This window comes from Streptomyces jeddahensis (assembly GCF_001642995.1).
Taxonomy (GTDB): Bacteria; Actinomycetota; Actinomycetes; order Streptomycetales; family Streptomycetaceae; genus Streptomyces; species Streptomyces jeddahensis.
The window spans coordinates 70,266-87,997 of the sequence record NZ_LOHS01000102.1; the positions used below are offsets into that span (position 1 = coordinate 70,266).

Below are 17,732 nucleotides of genomic sequence, written 5' to 3' on the forward strand. Positions count from 1 at the left end.
AGGGCCGGACCGTGCGGGGTCCGGTCAACGCACCGACCTGATGGGAATGACGGCCAGAGCGCCGATCACGCAGACCGCGGCGGCGGCGCCGAGCAGGAAGTGGTACTCGTGGCCGCCCGCGGTGTTGACCAACAGCACGCCGAGGGCGGGCGCGATGGACTGCGGTGCGGCGTTGGCGATGTTGAACACGCCCAGGTCCTTCGCCGTCTCCTGCGGATCGGGCAGGACGTCGAGGACGAGGGCGAGGTCCACTCCCGCGTAGACGCCGAAGCCGAGGCCGAGCACCACTTCAGCGGCGTAGAAGCCGGCCACGGAGTGCGTCGTGATCAGCAGGGCCGTGCCGATGCCGAAGACCAGCGCGGAGGATCCGACGAAGACCTTGCGGCGCCGCAAGCGGTCGGACAGCCATCCGGCCAGCTGGCCGGAAGCCATCAGGACAAGGGTGTAGATCAGCACGCCGGTGGCCATGACGGACACCGCCCGCTCGTCCGACAGGCCCAGCTGGTCCTGCAGGAACAGCAGCCTGAAGGTGGTGAACATGAACATCGCCAGAATGATCATGAAGCGGGAGGTGAAGGCCCAGCCGAAGTCAGGGTGCTTGCGGGGGTTCACCCAGAATGTGCTGAGCATCGTGCGCGGGCCCCCGTCGGACGGTGGACGCTGCGGCAGCGGCTTGTCGGGAAGGGCGATCGCGTACAGCAGGACCAGGGCGAGCCCGACCGCAGCCGGGGCCATGAACAGCAGCATTCCGTGCGTGCCGAGGGCCTTCGCCGCGTAGGCGGCGCCGAGAATGGCCACGTTCTGCATGACGCCGATCAGGCCGGCGACCTTGCCCCGCTGGAAGACCGGTACCTGGTCGGCGACCGACGCGGTGAACGCGGCCAGGGCGGCGTTGGCGAACATTTGGCTCAGGAACCAGGCGACGGCGACGACCGTCAGACTGCGCGTGGTGGCGATGGCGGCGAGGCCGCCCGTCAGGCCGAGCGCGCCGATCACCAGCCAGGGCCGACGCCGGCCGAAGCGGCCGGTCGTCCGGTCACTGATCCGGCCGAAGACCGGGTTGGCGAGGAACGCGGCCACCGCGCCGAGGCTGCTGACCATGCCCAGGGCAGAGACCTCGTCGTCCTTGGGGACGATCTCCTGCACCTTGATGGCAAGGCTGGCGAAGACCGGGGTGAGCAGGGCTAGGAAGAGTCCGAGTTGCGCCAAGGCCATCGTGGTGACGACCCAGGGGCGGGCCGTGCGCTCGGGCGAGTAGGGCTGCTCGCTGTACTCGGGGGCTGGACCCGGGCGGGGGGAGGTGGTGGTCATGTGACCGCCTTCGTGCTGGGCGACGCAGAAAAGAGAGGGACGCGGAGGCACGCGGGATCGCCGGCATGCGCTGCTCGCACGCGTCTTCGACAGGTGTGAGTGGCTCGCCAAAATAGGCGTGGCTCGATGCCTGGGCAAGAGTCGGATGCAGTCTCGTGATGTACGACGCAACGCGCGTCGGCGCACTGTCCGTATGGCGATACATTCCTGCGACCTGTGGTGTGCAACGATCCTGGCAGTACTCTCTCTGTGCAGGTCAGGTTGGGCATCAGGTACAGCGGCGGGACATCTGTCACATGACGACGAATGCACGAGACGTCAGTCATGGACCCCAAATGCCGCAGGCCCGGCGGGAGAATTCATCGATGTCTTCCCGCTGGACGATCCACTTGGTCGGACGCGAGGCCGAGCTGGCGGTGCTGAGCGATTCCGTCGCGCAGCTGCGAGCCGGCACCGGCGGCGTGGTCCTGATCGAGGGGGAGCCCGGCATCGGCAAGTCGTCGCTGCTGGCCGCGGCGGCCGCCGTCGGGCAGGAGTCCGGCTGTACGGTGCTGCGCGGCACCGCGGACCAGGTCGCACATCCGTTGCCGCTGCGGTTGCTGTTCGACTGTCTGGAGATCGCGCAGCACACACCCCATCCCCGTCGCGCGGAGATCGCCCGCTTCGCGCATGCCCGGCGTCCCGACGTCTTCCTCAAGAGCGCGGCGCACGCCGCAGTCGCCGAGATGCTCATCAACCTGGTCGATGAGCTGTGCGCGGGCTCGCCGACCGTGATGATGCTCGACGACGTGCAGTGGGCGGACGACGCGTCGCTGGACGTATGCCGACGGTTGGCCCAGGCCGCGGTGCACCTGCCGTTGTTGCTGGTGCTGTCCTTCCGTCCGGTACCACAGGAACCGGGCTTGCGACGGCTGCGTGCCGCGCTGCGCGGCCCCGGCACGAAGGAGATCTCGCTGGGGCCACTCGGTCCGGACGCCGTCCTCGATCTCGTGTCCGACGTCGCCGGTGCGCAGCCGGGCCCCGCGCTGGTCGAGTTCGCCGCCCAGGCGAGCGGCAATCCGCTCTACGTGCGGGAGCTGGTCGAGTCCCTGGTGCGTGAAGGCGTGGTGACGGTCGACGGGCATGCCGAGCTGCGCGACACCTCGCTGAGCTCCGTTCCGAGGTCCCTGGCCGCGGCGCTGGACAGCCGGCTGAGCTTCGTCGGGGACAGCGCACTCGGCATGCTGCGGGCGGCCGCGCTGCTGGGCGGGGAGTTCGCGGTCACCGAGGTGGCCGTACTCCTGGGCCGGTCCATTTTCGAGATCGCCGCTGACCTCCAGGAGGCCGCGGCGGCCGGGATCCTCGTGGACGCCGGACAGCGGATGGGATTCAGGCATCCACTGATCCGCCAGGCGCTCTACGACGGCATACCGACAGCGCTGCGCCTCGCGCTGCACCGGGACGCGGCCCGGGCGCTGGACGGCATCGGCGGGGTAGAGCCCCAGAGGGTGGCCCAGCAACTGCTGGCGGCGGGCCTGGCAGGTGACCGCTGGACCCGGCGCTGGCTTGCCGATACGGCACCGGTGCTGGCAGCGCGGGCCCCGCACATCGCGGCCGAGCTGCTGCGCCGGGAACTGGATCACGGGGTTGCCGACGAGTCGGAGCGTGCCGCGTTGAGCATGGCTCTCGCGCAGATCCTGGTGGGCACCGGCGAGCATGAAGAGGCCGCGCTGCACGCCCGGCAGGCCCTCGCGGGGTCGACCGAGCCCGCTGACCGCGGGCGGATGTACTGGGTGCTCGCCCGTGCGCTGGTCAGCGGCGGTGACAACGACGCGGCCGTCGTGACCCTGAGGCAGGCGTTGGAGCGGCCCGATCTGCCGGACGCCTGGCGTTCCCGGTTGCTCGCCTCTCTGGCGATGTTCCAGCGGGCGGGATCGGGTGCTCTGGAGGCCGCGGAAGTCACCGCACGCCAGGCACTGGAGATCGGTGAGAGTACGGGGGACGCCTTCGCCACCGCGTACGCGCTCACCGATCTGTGGGCCAATCACTCCGTGCAGCGACGGCATCTGTCCGCCCTGGAGTGCGTGGACAGGGCGCTTGGGACACTGAACAGCGCCGGCGACCACGCGGACCTGCGGGCGTACGTGCTGCATGCCCGGATCTTCACCCTGCAGAACCTCAGCCGGTGGTCGGATGCCGAGGGGGCCCTTGGCGAGGCGCGGCGGTTCCTCCTCGACAACGACCGAGCCGATGACGCCATGTCCAGCGTCACCGCGGCGGTCCTCATGTACTGGCTGGGCCGGTGGGACGACACACTGGCGGAGCTCGACTCGGTCGACCAGAGCGTCTCCGCGATGACCTACCGGGGACTGCGCGAACGCGGGCCGGTGTGGCTGTGGCACGGCGTGGCCGCCCTCATCGCCGTCCGCCGGGACGAGCGCGCCAAGGCCGGGGCGCACCTGCGGGCCGGGCTGCGTCAGCCACCTGTCACGGTCGCCGACCGGGAGAACACCGACTTCCTGCTGTGCGCGCGGGCGCTCGCCGCCGAGCAGAGCGGAGACCCCCAGCAGGCCCTTGCCCACCTCAGTCCTCTCCTTGACCGGCGGCCCGGTGAGATGACGCTGATCCACCAGTGGCTGCCGGCGTTCGTCCGGCTGTCACTTGCGGTGGACGACCGGTCGGCAGGCGCGGCCGCACTGGAGGCATGCCGGGCCGAGGCGGCCGCGGAGCAGGTACCCGCCCGGGCCACGGCTGCCGCCGACTGGTGTGCCGGTCTGCACGAGGGAGATCCGGCGTTGTTGCGGTCGGCGGTGGATCACTATCGCGCCGCCGGTGTGCCGGTGGAGCTGGCGGGGGCGTTGGAGGATCTCGCCGTCGTCCTCGCCGATCGCGGGAGTACGGCCGAGTGCAAGGCTGTCCTGGCGGAGGCCGTGGATCTCTACAGCGGTTTCGGCGCGGTGTGGGACGTCCGCCGGGCCGAGGCGCGACTGCGCGAGTACGGGATCCGCTGCGGTGTGCGGGGCGCCCGGGCCAAGCGGGCCGCGCACGGGTGGGACGCCCTGACCCCGACCGAGCGCAAGATCGCCCTGCTGGTCGCGGCAGGCCGGTCCACAGCCGAGATCGCGCAGAGCATGTTCCTGACCCGTCGCACCACGCAGACGCACATCTCGCACATCCTCGCCAAGCTCGGCATGCGCAGCCGTGTGGAGATCGCCCGGGAGGCGTTCAACCGCGACCCGGGAGCCATTCCCACCGATCTGTGACGCGATCGCTGTCATCTGACAGATGTCTCGCGGCTTCGGCCACGGAAGCCTGGGCTTACCGGCCACCCGGCCGGACGCCGGCCAGCCGGCTTTCACGGACACCCGCTCCTCGCCTCTCCTGAGCGCCGGCAACAGGTGTCGAGAGTCACAGAAGGACAGGAATGCAGAATGGACATCATCGAGCACGACACGATGGCCGGTGTCCTCGTCGACAACCACAGGCAAAGCGGCCCCGTGGCCGTGATGCTCCGCTACGACACCTCAGACCCCCTCGCTGTGGGCCTTGTCTTCGGTGGGGGCGACCAGCCGGGCATCACCTGGGTCTTTGCCCGTGACTTGCTGGCGGAGGGTATCCGCGAAGCCACCGGACAGGGTGATGTCCGCGTGTCACCGAGCTCGTGGCAGACCACCGACGTCGAACTGAGATCACCCGAAGGAACATGCAGCGTGCGGTTCTACACGGATGAACTCCAGGACTTCCTCCAGCGGACGAACGCGGTCTGCCCGCCCGGTTCGGAACGGTGCGAGAAGAGTCTCGAGCGAATGCTGCAGGGGCTCCTGAGGACCGTATGAGGCGCTGCGATGCGGGGACCGACCGATGCAGTGATCAGCCGCGGGTGACGTTCTCGGTGAGCAGGCGGAGCAGGTGCCGGGCGGTGGCCTGCTGCTCGGACGACAGGCCCATGGCCTCGCCGATGGCGACCGGGACGGTGCGGGCCTTGTCCCGAAGTTCCGCGCCGGCCGGGGTGAGGTGGAGGGCGACGGAGCGTTCGTCGTCGGCGCGGCGTTCGCGGCGGATCAGACCGGCTGCTTCCAGACGTTTCAGCAGAGGAGAGAGGGTGCTCGATTCCAGCTGGAGGGCGGTGCCCACGTCCCGTACCGAGACGCGGTCTCTCTCCCAGAGCACGAGCATCACCAGGTACTGGGGATAGGTGAGTCCCAGCTCGTCCAGCAGAGGCCGGTAACGGGCGGTGACCGCCCGCGAGGCGGCGTACAGGGCGAAGCACAGCTGGTCCTGGAGCAGGAGCGAGCCCTGCTCCACGGGGTCGTCCGCGGCCTGGTCCATCGCCTGGTCCATGGCTCCGTCCTCACGTGGTCGATCAGGAGACTTCTACCCTAACAGGCGATCGCAATAATATCTTGCTCGATTAAGTTGTGCACGACTTAATTGCCCGCTACTGTCCTTGTGTGCCGGCCAAGCGGCGGCGCGCACCCATCACCACGCACAACGAGGAGCCACCATGTCCGAGACCACCACCCAGCCCGTGCTGGAGCCGGCCGCCGGCGCCTTCGCCGAGGCCACCGCCAACCCGCCGTACCTGTTCGACCTCGGCCCGCAAGAGGGCCGCAAGGCCGTGAACGAGGTCCAGTCCGGCGAGATTGCCAAGCCGGACGTCGCCGAGGAGTGGGTGACCGTCCCCGGCGGCCCCACCGGATCGGTCCAGGCCCGCATCGTCCGGCCGGCCGACGCCCAAGGCCCCCTGCCGGTGATCCTCTACATCCACGGCGCCGGCTGGGTGTTCGGCAACGCCCACACCCACGACCGGCTGGTGCGCGAACTCGCCGTCGGCGCCCGCGCGGCCGTCGTCTTCCCCGAGTACGACCTGTCGCCCGAGGCCCGCTACCCGGTCGCCATCGAGCAGAACTACGCCGTCGCCCGCTGGGTCGTCACCGACGGCGCCGCCAACAGCCTGGACGCCACCCGCATCGCCGTGGCCGGCGACTCCGTCGGCGGCAACATGACCGCCGCACTGACCCTGATGGCCAAGGAACGCGGCGACGTCTCCCTGGTGCAGCAGGTGTTGTTCTACCCGGTCACCGACGCCGCCTTCGACACGCCGTCGTACCACCAGTTCGCGACCGGTTACTTCCTGCGCCGGGATGCCATGCAGTGGTTCTGGGACCAGTACACGACCGACGAGCAGCAGCGTGCCGAGATCACCGCCTCCCCGCTGCGCGCCACCACCGAACAGCTCACGGGCCTGCCCCCCGCCCTGGTCATCACCGCCGAGGCCGACGTTCTGCGCGACGAGGGCGAGGCGTACGCCAACAAGCTGCGCCAAGCCGGAGTTCCGGTCACCGCCGTCCGCTACCAGGGCATCATCCACGACTTCGTGATGCTCAACGCCCTGCGCGAGACCTACGCCGCCGAAGCCGCCATCAGCCAGGCCATCGCCACCCTCCGCACCGCGCTCGGCACCATCTGAGCGGCTCCGGAATCCCGGGCAACGCCCGCATGATCCCACCAGGGCGGCCGGAGCTTCTGGCCTACGCCGCCAGGCTCCGCGCCGCCGACAACGACGTCACCACCGTCCGCCGCCCCGGCAACCTTCACGCCTTCGTGATGCTCAACGCCCATATGGACGCGGCGCATCCGCGATCCCGGCGAGACCGTTTCACTGCGAACACCCCAAGGAGAACGTCATGTTCCGCTTCTCTCACATCCGTTCAACCGTCCGCACCGTCGCCACCGTGACCCTCGCTTCGATCGTGACCGGCTCCGTGCTTGCCGCCAGCACGGTGAGCAGCAGCGCCACTTCGCACAAGGCCGGGGCGGGCAAGGCCAAGCCGACCATCGTGCTCGTCCATGGCGCTTTTGCCGACGCCTCCAGCTGGTCCGGTGTCGTCCAGCGCCTGCAGCGCGACGGTTACCCGGTCATCGCCACGGCCAACCCGCTGCGCGGACTGAGCAGCGACGCCGCCTACCTGCGCAGTGTCCTGGACACCGTGAAGGGCCCGGTGGTCCTGGTCGGCCACTCCTACGGCGGCTCCGTGATCACCCAGGCCGCCGCCGGGGACCCCGACGTCAAGGCGCTGGTCTACATCGCCGCATTCATCCCGAACGTCGGCGAAAGCGCCGGCGAGCTGGCCGCCAAGTTCCCCGGCAGCACCCTGGGCGAGACCCTCAACACCGCCTCTTACCCCCTGCCTGGCGGCGGCACCGGCACCGAGCTGACCATCCAGCAGGACAGGTTCCACCAGCAGTTCGCCGCCGACGTGCCCGCCACCACCGCCGCGATCATGGCGGCCACCCAGCGGCCGGTCTCCACTCTCGCGCTGGAAGAGAAGGCCACGAAGGCGGCTTGGCAGGACATCCCCTCCTACGCCCTGATCGCAGGCAAGGACTACAACATCCCGCCCAAGGCCGAGCAGTGGATGGCCGAGCGCGCCCACGCCCACAGCGTCACCATCGACAGCGCCTCGCACGCGGTGGCGGTCTCGCACCCGGAGGCGGTAACAGACCTGATCCTCCGCGCTGCCCGCGACACCCGCTGAACCACCGCAGGTCCGCGGCCCGCACGCGGACCTGCCCCACCACGACGCGCTAATCAGCCCGCCGAGCGAGCCTCCGACCCGGAGGAACCTTCGCATCGTCAGCAGGCAGCCGCGGCGGATCCGCAGGCGGGGGCACGGTGCGCCCGGCCTCCGGCGGGGCCGCACCGTTCTCCTTGTGCCGCAGGTGGAAGAGGGAGCTGAGCACAGTGACGAGGATCAGGCCACAAGCGAGCTCGAAGACCCGTCCCAACCAGCCGTCGGCGTCCGTTGTCGACGACCTTGAGCAGTAATCGGTGATCACTGTGCTTCAACATGTCCACGAGTTTTGACTGGAGGACTCCCCGGCTGCCGCTTGTGCCCGGACCGTGCCCGCGAGGTTCAGGCGACAGATGTACGCCTTGGATCGGTCGGGACGATCGCGTGCTCGTCGAAGAGCTACTCAAGGGCCTCGTGACCGTGCTCACGGCGTTCCCGGTTCCATGCCCGTGTCTTGGGGCTGGCCACGGTAGAACCCATGCCAGCCCGGCGAGCGCGACCATGAGGATCCACGCGGCGGCGAGATCACGCCGCGGCATGGGGTTGCCGGACTGTGCCGGCACGGGGATCGCGATGCGGACGTGCAGCATGGCTCCGCGATCGCGCACACGGCCGACGGCACACGGCTCGGTTTCGGCAAAGTGGCCTGCACAATGCCGGCTCGCCGCTGAACGACCGCTGTCGAGCAGGCGCTGCCCTTCCAGCAACCCCGCGCTGAGAACCGCGCTCTCCGGGCGTATCACCCGGCGTGTGGAACCTGCGCCAGCCGGTGGCGCCAGCACTGAACCAGCGCCGCTTCTGTCAGGTGGAACCATCCGTCATCCCGCTGGCCGCGCGGCCATCCGTACGGACAGTCCAACGGCACAACCCACCCCGCGGCCCTTACCCACCTCCTGCCGGCCCGTACACCAGCCGGAGGAGACATCGCACTACAGCAAGGAAGCACATGAAAGCCATGCGAGTCGCCGCAGTAGCCCTCACGGTGAGCTTGACCACCCTGGCATCGACCGCCGCCGCTGATGCCTCTACCGTGACGAAGAACGAGCAGGTGAAGGCGCTCGAAGCATCCCTGGGCGAGCTGCAGGAGGCCTTGACCTGGAAGGGATCGGCGGCTGCGACCTACCCGGCCGTCGACGAAGCTGTCGACCAGGCTCTGGACGACCTGAGCCGCATTCAACGCGAGCACCGCTCGGCCGTCCCCCAAGCCGCCACCTTCAGAAACCAACTGCAGCGGCTGGCCTCCGAGGCGGACTACTTCGTGCGGGTCACATCCCAGCCCGGCTATGCACCCGGCGTCCTCGACACGGTGGCGAATGTTCAGGCCGGACTGAAGGAGTGGGGGACCGAGACCGGGGAAATCCGCCGTGACCTGCGTAAGCCCAGCACTCTTCGGCCAGGGCGCCCCGCCGCCGCCCCGAGCCTGACCATCGTCGATGAGAGGACCCGGCCGGGCACGGTCTTCAGCGATGTCCGCGAGACGAACGCCATGGACCTGGTGGTCGTGCCGTCGGGCAGCTACACGGCGGGCGCCACCGCGGAAGAGCACGAGTCCTTCGGCGTCCCGAAAGCGCGACGCCACTTCGAGCTTCGGCAGAAGGTGGTGACTGTTGGGAAGCCGCTCGCGGTGGGACGCACCGAGGTGACGGTCGGCCAGTTCAAACAGTTCGTCAAGGAGACCGGCTATCAGCCCGCCGAGGGGATGCGCGCCTGGCTTCCCAACCAGGACTCACTTCTTGAGTTCCGGCCGAAGATGAATTACCTGAACCCCGGCTTCCCGCAGACCGACGACGACCCGGTGGTGGGTATCACCAAGAACGACGCCGAGGCCTTCGCTGCCTGGATGTCCGAGCGCACCGGCAAGAAGTACCGGCTGCCCACGGAGGGCGAGTGGGAGTACTTCGCCAGGGCGGGATCCCAAACGCCGTTCTTCTGGGGCAACGACGTCAAAGACGCCGGCCGTTACGCCAACACCTACGACGAGGACGCCTACGCCGCGAACCGCTTCTCCATCATCGGCTCCGGCGAGTGGGCGCACGTGGAGAACGTCCACGACGGATTCACGCACACAGCCCCTGTCGGCTCGTTCAAGCCCAATGCGTTCGGACTGTATGACGTGACCGGCAACGCCCGTGAGTTCGTCGCGGACACCTGGGTCGACAGCCAGGACGGCGCCACAACGGATGCCTCCGTGCGCGAGGGCGAGGCCCCGTTCGTCGTCCTGCGCGGCGGGGCCTGGGCCTATCAGCCGCAGAACCTGCGTGTCGCCTACCGCAACGGCTACCTCTCCTCCGAGACCCGCACCAACATGTTCGGCTTCCGGCTCGTCCGCGAACTCTGACCGCTCGCGCAACAGCTCGCCGGGCGGTGCCCAGCCGCCGCCCGGCGACACCGGCAGAGTCGGCAAGCGAGTGCGGGGATTGAGACCGTCATGGATACGGACCTGTTCGTGCAGCTCAGCGTGGATGCGGGCCAGAGCACCGCTCGCCCGCCATCGCTGAAAGTACCCATAGACCGTGCGGCCAGGGGATGCCGAAGTGGCCGTACACCACGCTCGTGGCGACGGCGCGAGCGGAAGCCGGCCCCCAAATGAGCCTCGCCTGGCAGCAGCCACCCATCACGACCGACAACGGCGTGAACCTTGGCGCCGCCTACCCCCGAGATCGATCAGATGAAGCCCGGCCGCTTGCATTGAAGTGACGCGGCGTCATCTGTGACAGGCCTCACCTGCTGCGCGGGAAAAGATCTTGATGAGCGCGGGATCGCACCTCGAGAAGAGCATCCAGATCCCCTGACCAGCCAATTCCGTCGGTTCCCCGATGGGGAAGTTGCTGTTGAAGACCTGACCCGGGTCGTACCGCTTCTTTAGACGACGAGGTCGCCCGGGGCCGGCAGGCACTGGCGGCCGTCCTGCTCGACGCCCGCGCGCCCGCGGCCGTACAGCGCGGCCTTCACCAATTCGCGGTCGCCCGAGCCGATGAGGGAGCGGGTGCGCAGCACCGTGCACGGCCCTCCGGCGATCCGGGTGACCAGCACCTTTGCCGGCTTGGCGCTGCGCAGAGTGCCGACTGGGCCGGTGGTGTCGTCGGTTACGTGGGGGCGGATGCGCAGCGGCGCGAGCGCGTCAGAGGTGAGCTGCTGGAATCGCTCGACCCGTTCATTGGCCATGTCGCACTGGCTGTGGTGTGCGGGACGGTGGCCATGGGGGCTTCCTCTTTCGCCCCTTGTGAGCCCGCTCGGATTTCCGCCTTTCGATACGAGCCCGTGTGCGCTTTGTCGTCCTTCATCAGGTCGGTTTCGCCCAGTGATTGTTATCCGCTCTGGTCCTGTGTGTCCACGGCCGGTTCCGGATCACGCCCACGGCCGGCCCTGGATCAGCTCCCTGCCCTGCCGTGCAGTCCGTCGAAGAGGACAGCTGTCAGGGCGTCCGCCAATGCCGCCACCGGCAGTCCTCCCTCCGGCCGGTACCACTCGATGAGCGAGTTGACGGTGCCGAACAGGAGGCGGCTGGCCAGATGCGGGTCGATGTCGTCGCGTACGCCGCCCTCGGCCGCTGCCCGGGCCACCAGCTCGGCCACGCGGTGGTCGAACTCGCGGCGCCGCTCCAGAGCCCGCCGCTCGACCGCGCTGTTGCCGTGCACGCGCAGTAGCAGGGTGACGTACGGCAGTTCGGCGGCGAGGACTTCGACGCTGCGGTGCACGACGTGCTCCAGCCGTGCGGTCGCCGTGGTGTCCGGGGCCCGGTCCGGGTCTTCCTCCTCGTCGAGTACGGCGAAGAGGGCGTCCAGTGCGCGGCTGACGGCGAGGTCGAGCAGCTCCGCCTTGCCCGAGACGTGGTGATAGATGCTCGACTTGCTCAGGCCCAGGCGTCTGGCCAGCTCCTCCATTCCCGTGCCGTCGTAACCGCGCTCGTTGAAGACCGCGACGGCGACCTCCAGCACGGAGTCACGGTCGTAGACGGGGCGGTCACGACGGCCGGCGGGGCTTTGTACAGGCGTTCTACTCACCTGGCCATTCTCGCAAGGGCGGCGGTCACCGCTGGCGGAGATCCCTGACCCGGCGGAGCTTTCCCAGCGAGCGCTCCAGGGTCTCCGGGTCGACGATCGCCACCTCGACGGTGACGCCCACCCCGTCCTTGACTCCCTCGGCGATCGCCTTGGCGGCTGCCTCCCGCTGCTCGGAGCCGGTGCCGGGGCGTGCCTCGACACGGACGACCATGTGGTCCATGCGGCCGGGCCGGGTGAGCTCGATCTGGAAGTGCGGGGCGGCACCGGGTGTGCGCAGCACGATCTCCTCGATCTGGCTGGGGAAGACGTTCACCCCGCGCAGGATGATCATGTCGTCGCAGCGGCCGGTGACTTTCTGGATGCGGCGGAAGGCGGGCCGGGCGGTGCCGGGCAGCAGCCGGGTCAGGTCGCGGGTGCGGTAGCGGATGATCGGCAGCGCTTCCTTGGTGAGGGAGGTGAAGACGACCTCGCCCTCCTCGCCCTCGGCCAAAACGGCGTCCGTGACGGGGTCGACGACCTCGGGGTAGAAGTGGTCCTCCCACACGTGCAGCCCGTCCTTGGTCTCGACGCACTCCTGCGCCACGCCGGGGCCGATCACCTCGGACAGGCCGTAGATGTCGACGGCGTGGACGCCCATGCGGTCCTCGATCTCGCGGCGCATCTCCTCCGTCCACGGCTCGGCACCGAAGATGCCCACCTTGAGGGAGCTGGTGCGCGGGTCGATCCCCTGCTTCTCGAACTCGTCGAGGAGGGTGAGCATGTAGGACGGGGTGACCATGATGATCTCGGGCTTGAAGTCCTGGATGATCTGCACCTGGCGCGCCGTCATGCCGCCGGAGGCGGGGATCACGGTGCATCCGGCGCGCTCGGCGCCGTAGTGGGCGCCGAGGCCGCCGGTGAACAGGCCGTAGCCGTAGGAGATGTGCACCTTGTGGCCGGGGCGGCCGCCGGCGGCTCGGATGGAGCGGGCGATCACGTCCGCCCACAGGGAGAGGTCGTTGTCCGTGTAGCCGACGACCGTGGGGCGGCCAGTGGTGCCGCTGGAGGCGTGGATGCGACGGACCTGCGGCATGGGGACGGCGAACATGCCGAAGGGGTAGGTGTCCCGCAGGTCGGCTTTGGTGGTGAAGGGGAAGCGGGCGAGGTCCTCCAGTGAGCGGCAGTCGTCGGGCTTGACCCCGGCCTCATCGAACTTCTTCCGGTACAGCTCCACGTCGTCGTAGGCGTGCCGCAATGCCGCCCGCAGGCGGTCGAGTTGAAGCTCCCTCAGCTGTTCACGGGTCAGGCGCTCGCCGTCGTCCAGCAGGTCGTGGGGGAGAGGCTCTCCCAGGCGGGCGGGGCGCGGGTCCGCGGCCGGCTGGGCCGGGGCTGCCGTGGCCGTCGGTTTGCTGCTCATCGCGGCTCCTTCGTGTTCGTGCCTCGCATGCTGCGGCTGCGTCCGCGGAACTCCGCGATCACGTCGTCGCCGCGCAGGATGCTCACGTCGTAGATGCCGCTGCGGCCGAACCGGGTGCGTTCCTCGGCGTTCGCCACGAGCACGTCGCCCTCGTGCGCCAAGGCGGCGAAGGTGATGTCGGCCCCGGCCGCGACGGTCACGGGGCCGTGGCTGTTACAGGCACAGGCGAAGGCGGTGTCGGCGAACAGGAACACATAGCCGCCGTGAGCGATCTTCTGCCCGTTCACCATCGCCGCGGTCACGGTCATCCGGAGAACGGCGGTCCCCTCGCCGTGCTCAAGGAGCTCGATGCCGAGATTCCGGGACGCCTCGTCCGCGGCGAACATCGCCTCCGTAGGCGTCAGGTCGGTGGTCTGCATCACCTTTTCCACCACCTTGTCTCCCGACCGAACATTCGGTGAGCGTGCGGCATGGCCAAGTAATCCAGCCGCACCACTGCGTGTCAAGAGGTGGAACGCATGCCACAGAACCCCCGTGAGTGCCCGGACTTCTTCGCGCGCCACCAGCCCTTGCTGGACCGGGCGGTCGCCGCCACCGCGAGCCGGGACCACTGGACGCCGTACCCGGAGTCGCCCAGCAAGTTCGTGTACGGCGAGGACGCGGCGAAGAACGGGGAAGCGGCCTTCCTGGACCGGGTCGGAGGCCATTTCGAGCTCCCTGGCCACCCGGGCAGCGGTGTGGTGCCGGCCACCGAGACGTCCCCGTACGGCTTTGCGCTCGGCATCACGTATCCGCGCGTCTTTCCGGAGGAGGCGGTGGCCGCCGCGAAGGCCGCCACCGGTGCCTGGCGCGACGCGGGGCCCGACACCCGCGCCGGTGCCGCCGCGGAGATCCTTGCCCGGCTGAACGCCGCCAGTTTCGAGATCGCGCACGCCGTGCAACACACCACCGGGCAGGCGTTCGTGATGGCCTTCCAGGCGGGCAGCCCGCACGCACAGGACCGCGGCCTGGAGGCGGTGGCGTACGCCTGGGCGGAGCAGAAGCGGCACCCGGTCGCGGCACGCTGGAGCAAGCCGCAGCGCAAGGGCGGGCCACTGGTGATGGACAAGAAGTTCACGCCGGTCGGACGCGGCGTTGCACTGCTGATCGCCTGCAACACCTTCCCGACCTGGAACGGCTATCCGGGCCTGTTCGCGAGCCTGGTCACCGGCAACCCGGTCGTCGTCAAGCCGCACCCGGGTGCCGTCCTGCCCCTCGCCATCACGGTGCGCATCGCGCGCGAGGTGCTGGCCGAGGCGGGCTTCGACCCGAACCTGGTGGTCCTGGCCGCGGAGAGCCCCGAGGAGCGGACGGCCTCGGTGTACGCCCTGCACCCGGACGTACGGATCATCGACTTCACCGGCTCAACCGCCTTCGGCGACTGGCTGGAGGCCAACGCGCGCCAGGCCGCCGTGTACACCGAGAAGTCGGGCCTGAACACCGTCGTCCTTGATTCCACCGACGACTACCGCGGCCTGCTGGGCAACCTGGCCTTCTCGCTGTCCCTCTACAGCGGCCAGATGTGCACGACCCCGCAGAACCTCCTGATCCCCCGCGAGGGATTCGCCACCGACCAGGGCATGAAGACCGCCGACGAGTTCGCTGCCGACCTCGGCGCCGCACTGGACCGGCTGCTCGGCGACCCGGCCCGCGCGGCCGGCACGCTCGGCGCGATCGTGGGCGACGGTGTCCGTGAGCGACTTGAGCGGGCCGCCCGGCTCGGTCGTACGGTCCGTGCATCGGCGCCGATCGAGCACCCCGAGCACCCGGAAGCGGTCGTCCGTACGCCGCTGGTGGCGCGGCTGGACGCGGAGGCCGACCGGGAGACGTACACCCGCGAGTGGTTCGGGCCCGTCTCCTTCGTCATCGGCACCGACTCCACCAGGCACAGCCTTGAGATCTTCCGCGAGACCGTACGCGAGCACGGCGCGCTGACCGAGCCGTCCACTCCACCAGCGAAGAGGTGCTGGCCGCCGCCGAGTCGGCGGCACTGGACGCCGGAGTGCAACTGTCGGAGAACCTCACCGGCGGGGTCTTCGTCAACCAGTCCGCCGCTTTCAGTGACTTCCACGGCAGCGCCGCCAACCCGGCCGCCAGCGCCACCCTCTCCGATCCCGCGTTCGTCACAGGCCGCTTCGCGACGCTGCAGTCGCGCCGGCCCGTTTCTGTCGAGGAGTCCGCCCATGCCTGACGAGGTCTTCCTGATCGACGGGGCGCGCACCCCGCAGGGCCGCTACGGCGGCGTGCTGGCCTCCGTGCGCCCCGACGACCTGGCCGCCCTGGTGGTCGGCGAGGCCGTTGGGCGTGCCGGTGTTCCGGGTGAGGCCGTGGACGAGGTGATCCTCGGCGCGGCCAACCAGGCGGGTGAGGACAACCGGGACGTGGCCCGCATGGCCGTGCTGCTCGCCGGGCTTGCGGAGACCGTGCCCGGCTACACCGTCAACCGTTTGTGTGCCTCTGGCCTGACGGCGGTCGCGAGTGCGGCCCAGGCGATCCGGTCCGGCGAGGCCGATGTGGTCGTCGCGGGCGGCGTGGAGTCGATGACCCGCGCGCCCTGGGTGATGGAGAAGCCCGGGACCCCGTGGGCCAAGCCGGGCGAGGTGCACGACACGTCGCTGGGCTGGCGGTTCACCAACCCGCGCTTCGCCGCCGCCGACCGGGCGGTCCCGGCGGGCGCCGGGCCCGAGACAACCAAGCTGACCCTGTCCATGGGGCAGACCGCCGAGGAGGTCGCCGCCCTCGACGGCATCACCCGGGCCGACTCCGACGCCTTCGCGCTGCGCAGCCACCAGTGGGCTGTCGCGGCCCAGGAAGCGGGCCGCTTGGCGCAGGAAATCGTGCCAGTTCCGGTGAGGGACGGCGAGGTCACCCGAGATGAAGGGCCGCGTCCGGCCACGACGATGGAGAAGCTGGGGGCGCTGCGCACCATCTTCCGCGAGGGAGGGATCGTCACCGCGGGCTCCTCATCGCCGTTGTCCGATGGGGCCGCCGCGCTGGTGGTGGCGAGCGCGGCAGCCGTCGAGCGGTACGGGCTCACGCCGCGGGCACGGATCGTCACCTCCGCCTCGGCAGGGGTGCAGCCCAATCTCATGGGCCTCGGCCCGGTCCCCGCCACGGAGAAGGCCCTCGCACGCGCCGGGTGGCGGACCGGCGACCTGGACGCGATCGAGCTGAACGAGGCGTTCGCTGCGCAGGCATTGGCCGTGATCCGCCGTCTGAAGCTGGACGAGGAGAAGGTCAACGCCGACGGCGGCGCGATCGCCCTGGGTCACCCGCTGGGCTGTTCGGGCGCCCGCATTCTGCTGACCCTGCTGGGACGGCTGGAGCGCGAGGACGCCCGGCGAGGTCTGGCCACCCTGTGCGTGGGCGTCGGCCAGGGCGTCGCGATGCTCGTGGAGCGGGTGTGACCACGGCATACGAGACGCTCCTGGTCGAAAAGCGTGCGGACCGCGTCGTCGTCACCCTGCACCGCCCCGAGGCGCGCAACGCCATCAGCGGGCTGATGATCCGTGAACTGCATGCCGTGTGCGAGCTGTTGGAGAGCGATCCGAAGCTGCTGCTGCTCACCGGGCACGGCGGGGGTCTTCGCCGGCGGCGCCGACATCGCGGAGCTGCTGCGGCGCGGCAGGGACGAGGCCCTGCAGGGCATCAACAGCCGGCGGGATCTGCTGCTGCAGGCCACCGAACTGCACCGGCAGTCCCGCAACCGCACCGCCACCGACGGGCAGCTGCTGCTGGGCGGCGAGCTGGTGACCGCCGGACCGAGCGGGCTGCCGGAAATGACCAGCCGCGACAAGCTCGGTGCCGAACTCGACACCCTCTCCATGGACGTGAGCCAGCAACTGATGGAGCACCACCACCGGCTGCTGCGCGAGCTCGGCGCGACCAATGCCGCCCACCTGCGCGGCATGGTGCCTGGGCAGAAGGTGCTGGTCGCCGGAGTGCGGGCCTCCACGCAGACGCCGCCCATCCCGTCCGGCAAGCGGATCATCTTCTGCACCCTGGAGGACGGCTCCGGTTTGGTCGACATCGCCTTCTTCGAGGACTCCCACGAGCATGGCGCACACCGTGTTCCACTCCGGGCTGCTGCTCGTGCGCGGCACGGTGGAGGCCCGCGGCCAGCGCCGCACCGTGGTCGGCGAGATGGCCTGGGACCTGGACGAGGTGGCCGCCGCCCGCCGCGACCACGGACCCCAGGCCGCCCTCGACCTGCTCGGCCGCACCAGCCCGGCCCCCACCCCGGCCCAGACGGCCACCCCGCAGCGCACGCTTGCCGATGGCACCGGCGGAGCCCGCCTGCACCCATACGCCGACCTGCTGCCCGCCGGCACCCGCTCGGCGGACCTGCGCCGACTCGGCCACCGGAGCCCGGGTTCTCCAGATCTTTAGATGTCTCACGAGACAGCGGGCGCATCTCCGACTGAGCTC

Annotated in this window: 12 protein-coding genes and 3 pseudogenes; 9 read left to right on the plus strand and 6 right to left on the minus strand. The window is 69.8% G+C overall.

All coding sequences use genetic code 11. The features are described from left to right. Positions 1 to 24: 24 nt before the first annotated feature. Positions 25 to 1,311 (minus strand): MFS transporter, encoded by a 1,287-nt coding sequence (locus tag STSP_RS24225; protein WP_067282003.1) that lies wholly within the window; start codon positions 1,309 to 1,311, stop codon positions 25 to 27. Between the two features lie 365 nt (positions 1,312 to 1,676). Here STSP_RS24225 and STSP_RS24230 point away from each other — a divergent pair, with 365 nt between their 5' ends. Both STSP_RS24230 and STSP_RS24235 read left to right on the plus strand, forming a co-directional pair. Beyond that, the gene (locus STSP_RS24230; protein ID WP_067282005.1) at positions 1,677 to 4,553 is read left to right on the plus strand and encodes an ATP-binding protein; all 2,877 of its coding nucleotides are present in this window, start codon (positions 1,677 to 1,679) and stop codon (positions 4,551 to 4,553) included. Positions 4,554 to 4,721: 168 nt separating this feature from the next. Further along, a complete protein-coding gene (locus STSP_RS24235; RefSeq protein WP_067282008.1) occupies positions 4,722 to 5,126 on the plus strand; it encodes an SsgA family sporulation/cell division regulator in 405 nt (134 codons plus the stop codon). Between the two features lie 34 nt (positions 5,127 to 5,160). On the opposite strand, the gene STSP_RS24240 is transcribed toward STSP_RS24235, so the two are convergent. Next, positions 5,161 to 5,631: a MarR family winged helix-turn-helix transcriptional regulator gene (locus STSP_RS24240; RefSeq protein ID WP_232789769.1), complete on the minus strand. Its 471-nt coding sequence runs from the start codon at positions 5,629 to 5,631 to the stop codon at positions 5,161 to 5,163. A 163-nt stretch (positions 5,632 to 5,794) separates the two neighbouring features. On the opposite strand from STSP_RS24240, the gene STSP_RS24245 reads away from it, so the two are divergent. The 3 genes from STSP_RS24245 (at position 5,795) to STSP_RS24255 (ending at position 10,203) form a co-directional block, all read left to right on the plus strand. Then, positions 5,795 to 6,760, plus strand: a complete 966-nt coding sequence (locus STSP_RS24245) for an alpha/beta hydrolase (RefSeq protein ID WP_067282011.1) — start codon at positions 5,795 to 5,797, stop codon at positions 6,758 to 6,760. Between the two features lie 217 nt (positions 6,761 to 6,977). Next, positions 6,978 to 7,829 (plus strand): alpha/beta fold hydrolase, encoded by an 852-nt coding sequence (locus STSP_RS24250; RefSeq protein WP_198547422.1) that lies wholly within the window; start codon positions 6,978 to 6,980, stop codon positions 7,827 to 7,829. Positions 7,830 to 8,811: 982 nt separating this feature from the next. Further along, positions 8,812 to 10,203, plus strand: coding sequence for a formylglycine-generating enzyme family protein (locus STSP_RS24255; RefSeq protein ID WP_067282014.1), 1,392 nt, complete (start codon positions 8,812 to 8,814; stop codon positions 10,201 to 10,203). Positions 10,204 to 10,727: 524 nt separating this feature from the next. Here the strand turns inward: STSP_RS24255 and STSP_RS24260 are convergent. The 4 genes from STSP_RS24260 to paaI all read right to left on the minus strand — a co-directional run bounded on the left by STSP_RS24260 (position 10,728) and on the right by paaI (position 13,684). Continuing rightward, complete coding sequence (locus STSP_RS24260) at positions 10,728 to 11,030, minus strand: cupin domain-containing protein (protein WP_067282017.1); 303 nt, start codon at positions 11,028 to 11,030, stop codon at positions 10,728 to 10,730. Between the two features lie 206 nt (positions 11,031 to 11,236). Continuing rightward, the gene (locus tag STSP_RS24265; RefSeq protein ID WP_067282020.1) at positions 11,237 to 11,869 is read right to left on the minus strand and encodes a TetR/AcrR family transcriptional regulator; all 633 of its coding nucleotides are present in this window, start codon (positions 11,867 to 11,869) and stop codon (positions 11,237 to 11,239) included. A 25-nt stretch (positions 11,870 to 11,894) separates the two neighbouring features. Continuing rightward, on the minus strand, positions 11,895 to 13,265 hold the full coding sequence (gene paaK / locus STSP_RS24270) for a phenylacetate--CoA ligase PaaK (RefSeq protein WP_067282023.1): 1,371 nt from the start codon (positions 13,263 to 13,265) through the stop codon (positions 11,895 to 11,897). After that, complete coding sequence (paaI, locus tag STSP_RS24275; RefSeq protein WP_198547423.1) at positions 13,262 to 13,684, minus strand: hydroxyphenylacetyl-CoA thioesterase PaaI; 423 nt, start codon at positions 13,682 to 13,684, stop codon at positions 13,262 to 13,264. The genes paaK and paaI overlap by 4 nt, the downstream gene beginning before the upstream one ends. A 99-nt stretch (positions 13,685 to 13,783) precedes the next feature. Between paaI and paaN the strand changes: the two are divergent. The 4 genes and pseudogenes from paaN to STSP_RS37420 form a co-directional block, all read left to right on the plus strand. Continuing rightward, positions 13,784 to 15,495: pseudogene (paaN, locus tag STSP_RS24280) on the plus strand (phenylacetic acid degradation protein PaaN). After that, positions 15,488 to 16,711 carry a thiolase family protein gene (locus STSP_RS24285; RefSeq protein ID WP_067282025.1) on the plus strand — a complete coding sequence of 408 codons (1,224 nt, stop codon included), beginning with the start codon at positions 15,488 to 15,490 and terminating at the stop codon, positions 16,709 to 16,711. The pseudogene paaN and the gene STSP_RS24285 overlap by 8 nt, the downstream one beginning before the upstream one ends. Continuing rightward, a pseudogene (locus tag STSP_RS40390) lies at positions 16,708 to 16,963 on the plus strand (enoyl-CoA hydratase/isomerase family protein); the annotation flags it as partial. The gene STSP_RS24285 and the pseudogene STSP_RS40390, both read left to right, overlap by 4 nt. Then, positions 16,940 to 17,693 (plus strand): annotated as a pseudogene (locus tag STSP_RS37420) (DNA polymerase III subunit alpha); the annotation flags it as partial. The pseudogenes STSP_RS40390 and STSP_RS37420, both read left to right, overlap by 24 nt. Positions 17,694 to 17,732: the final 39 nt, after the last annotated feature.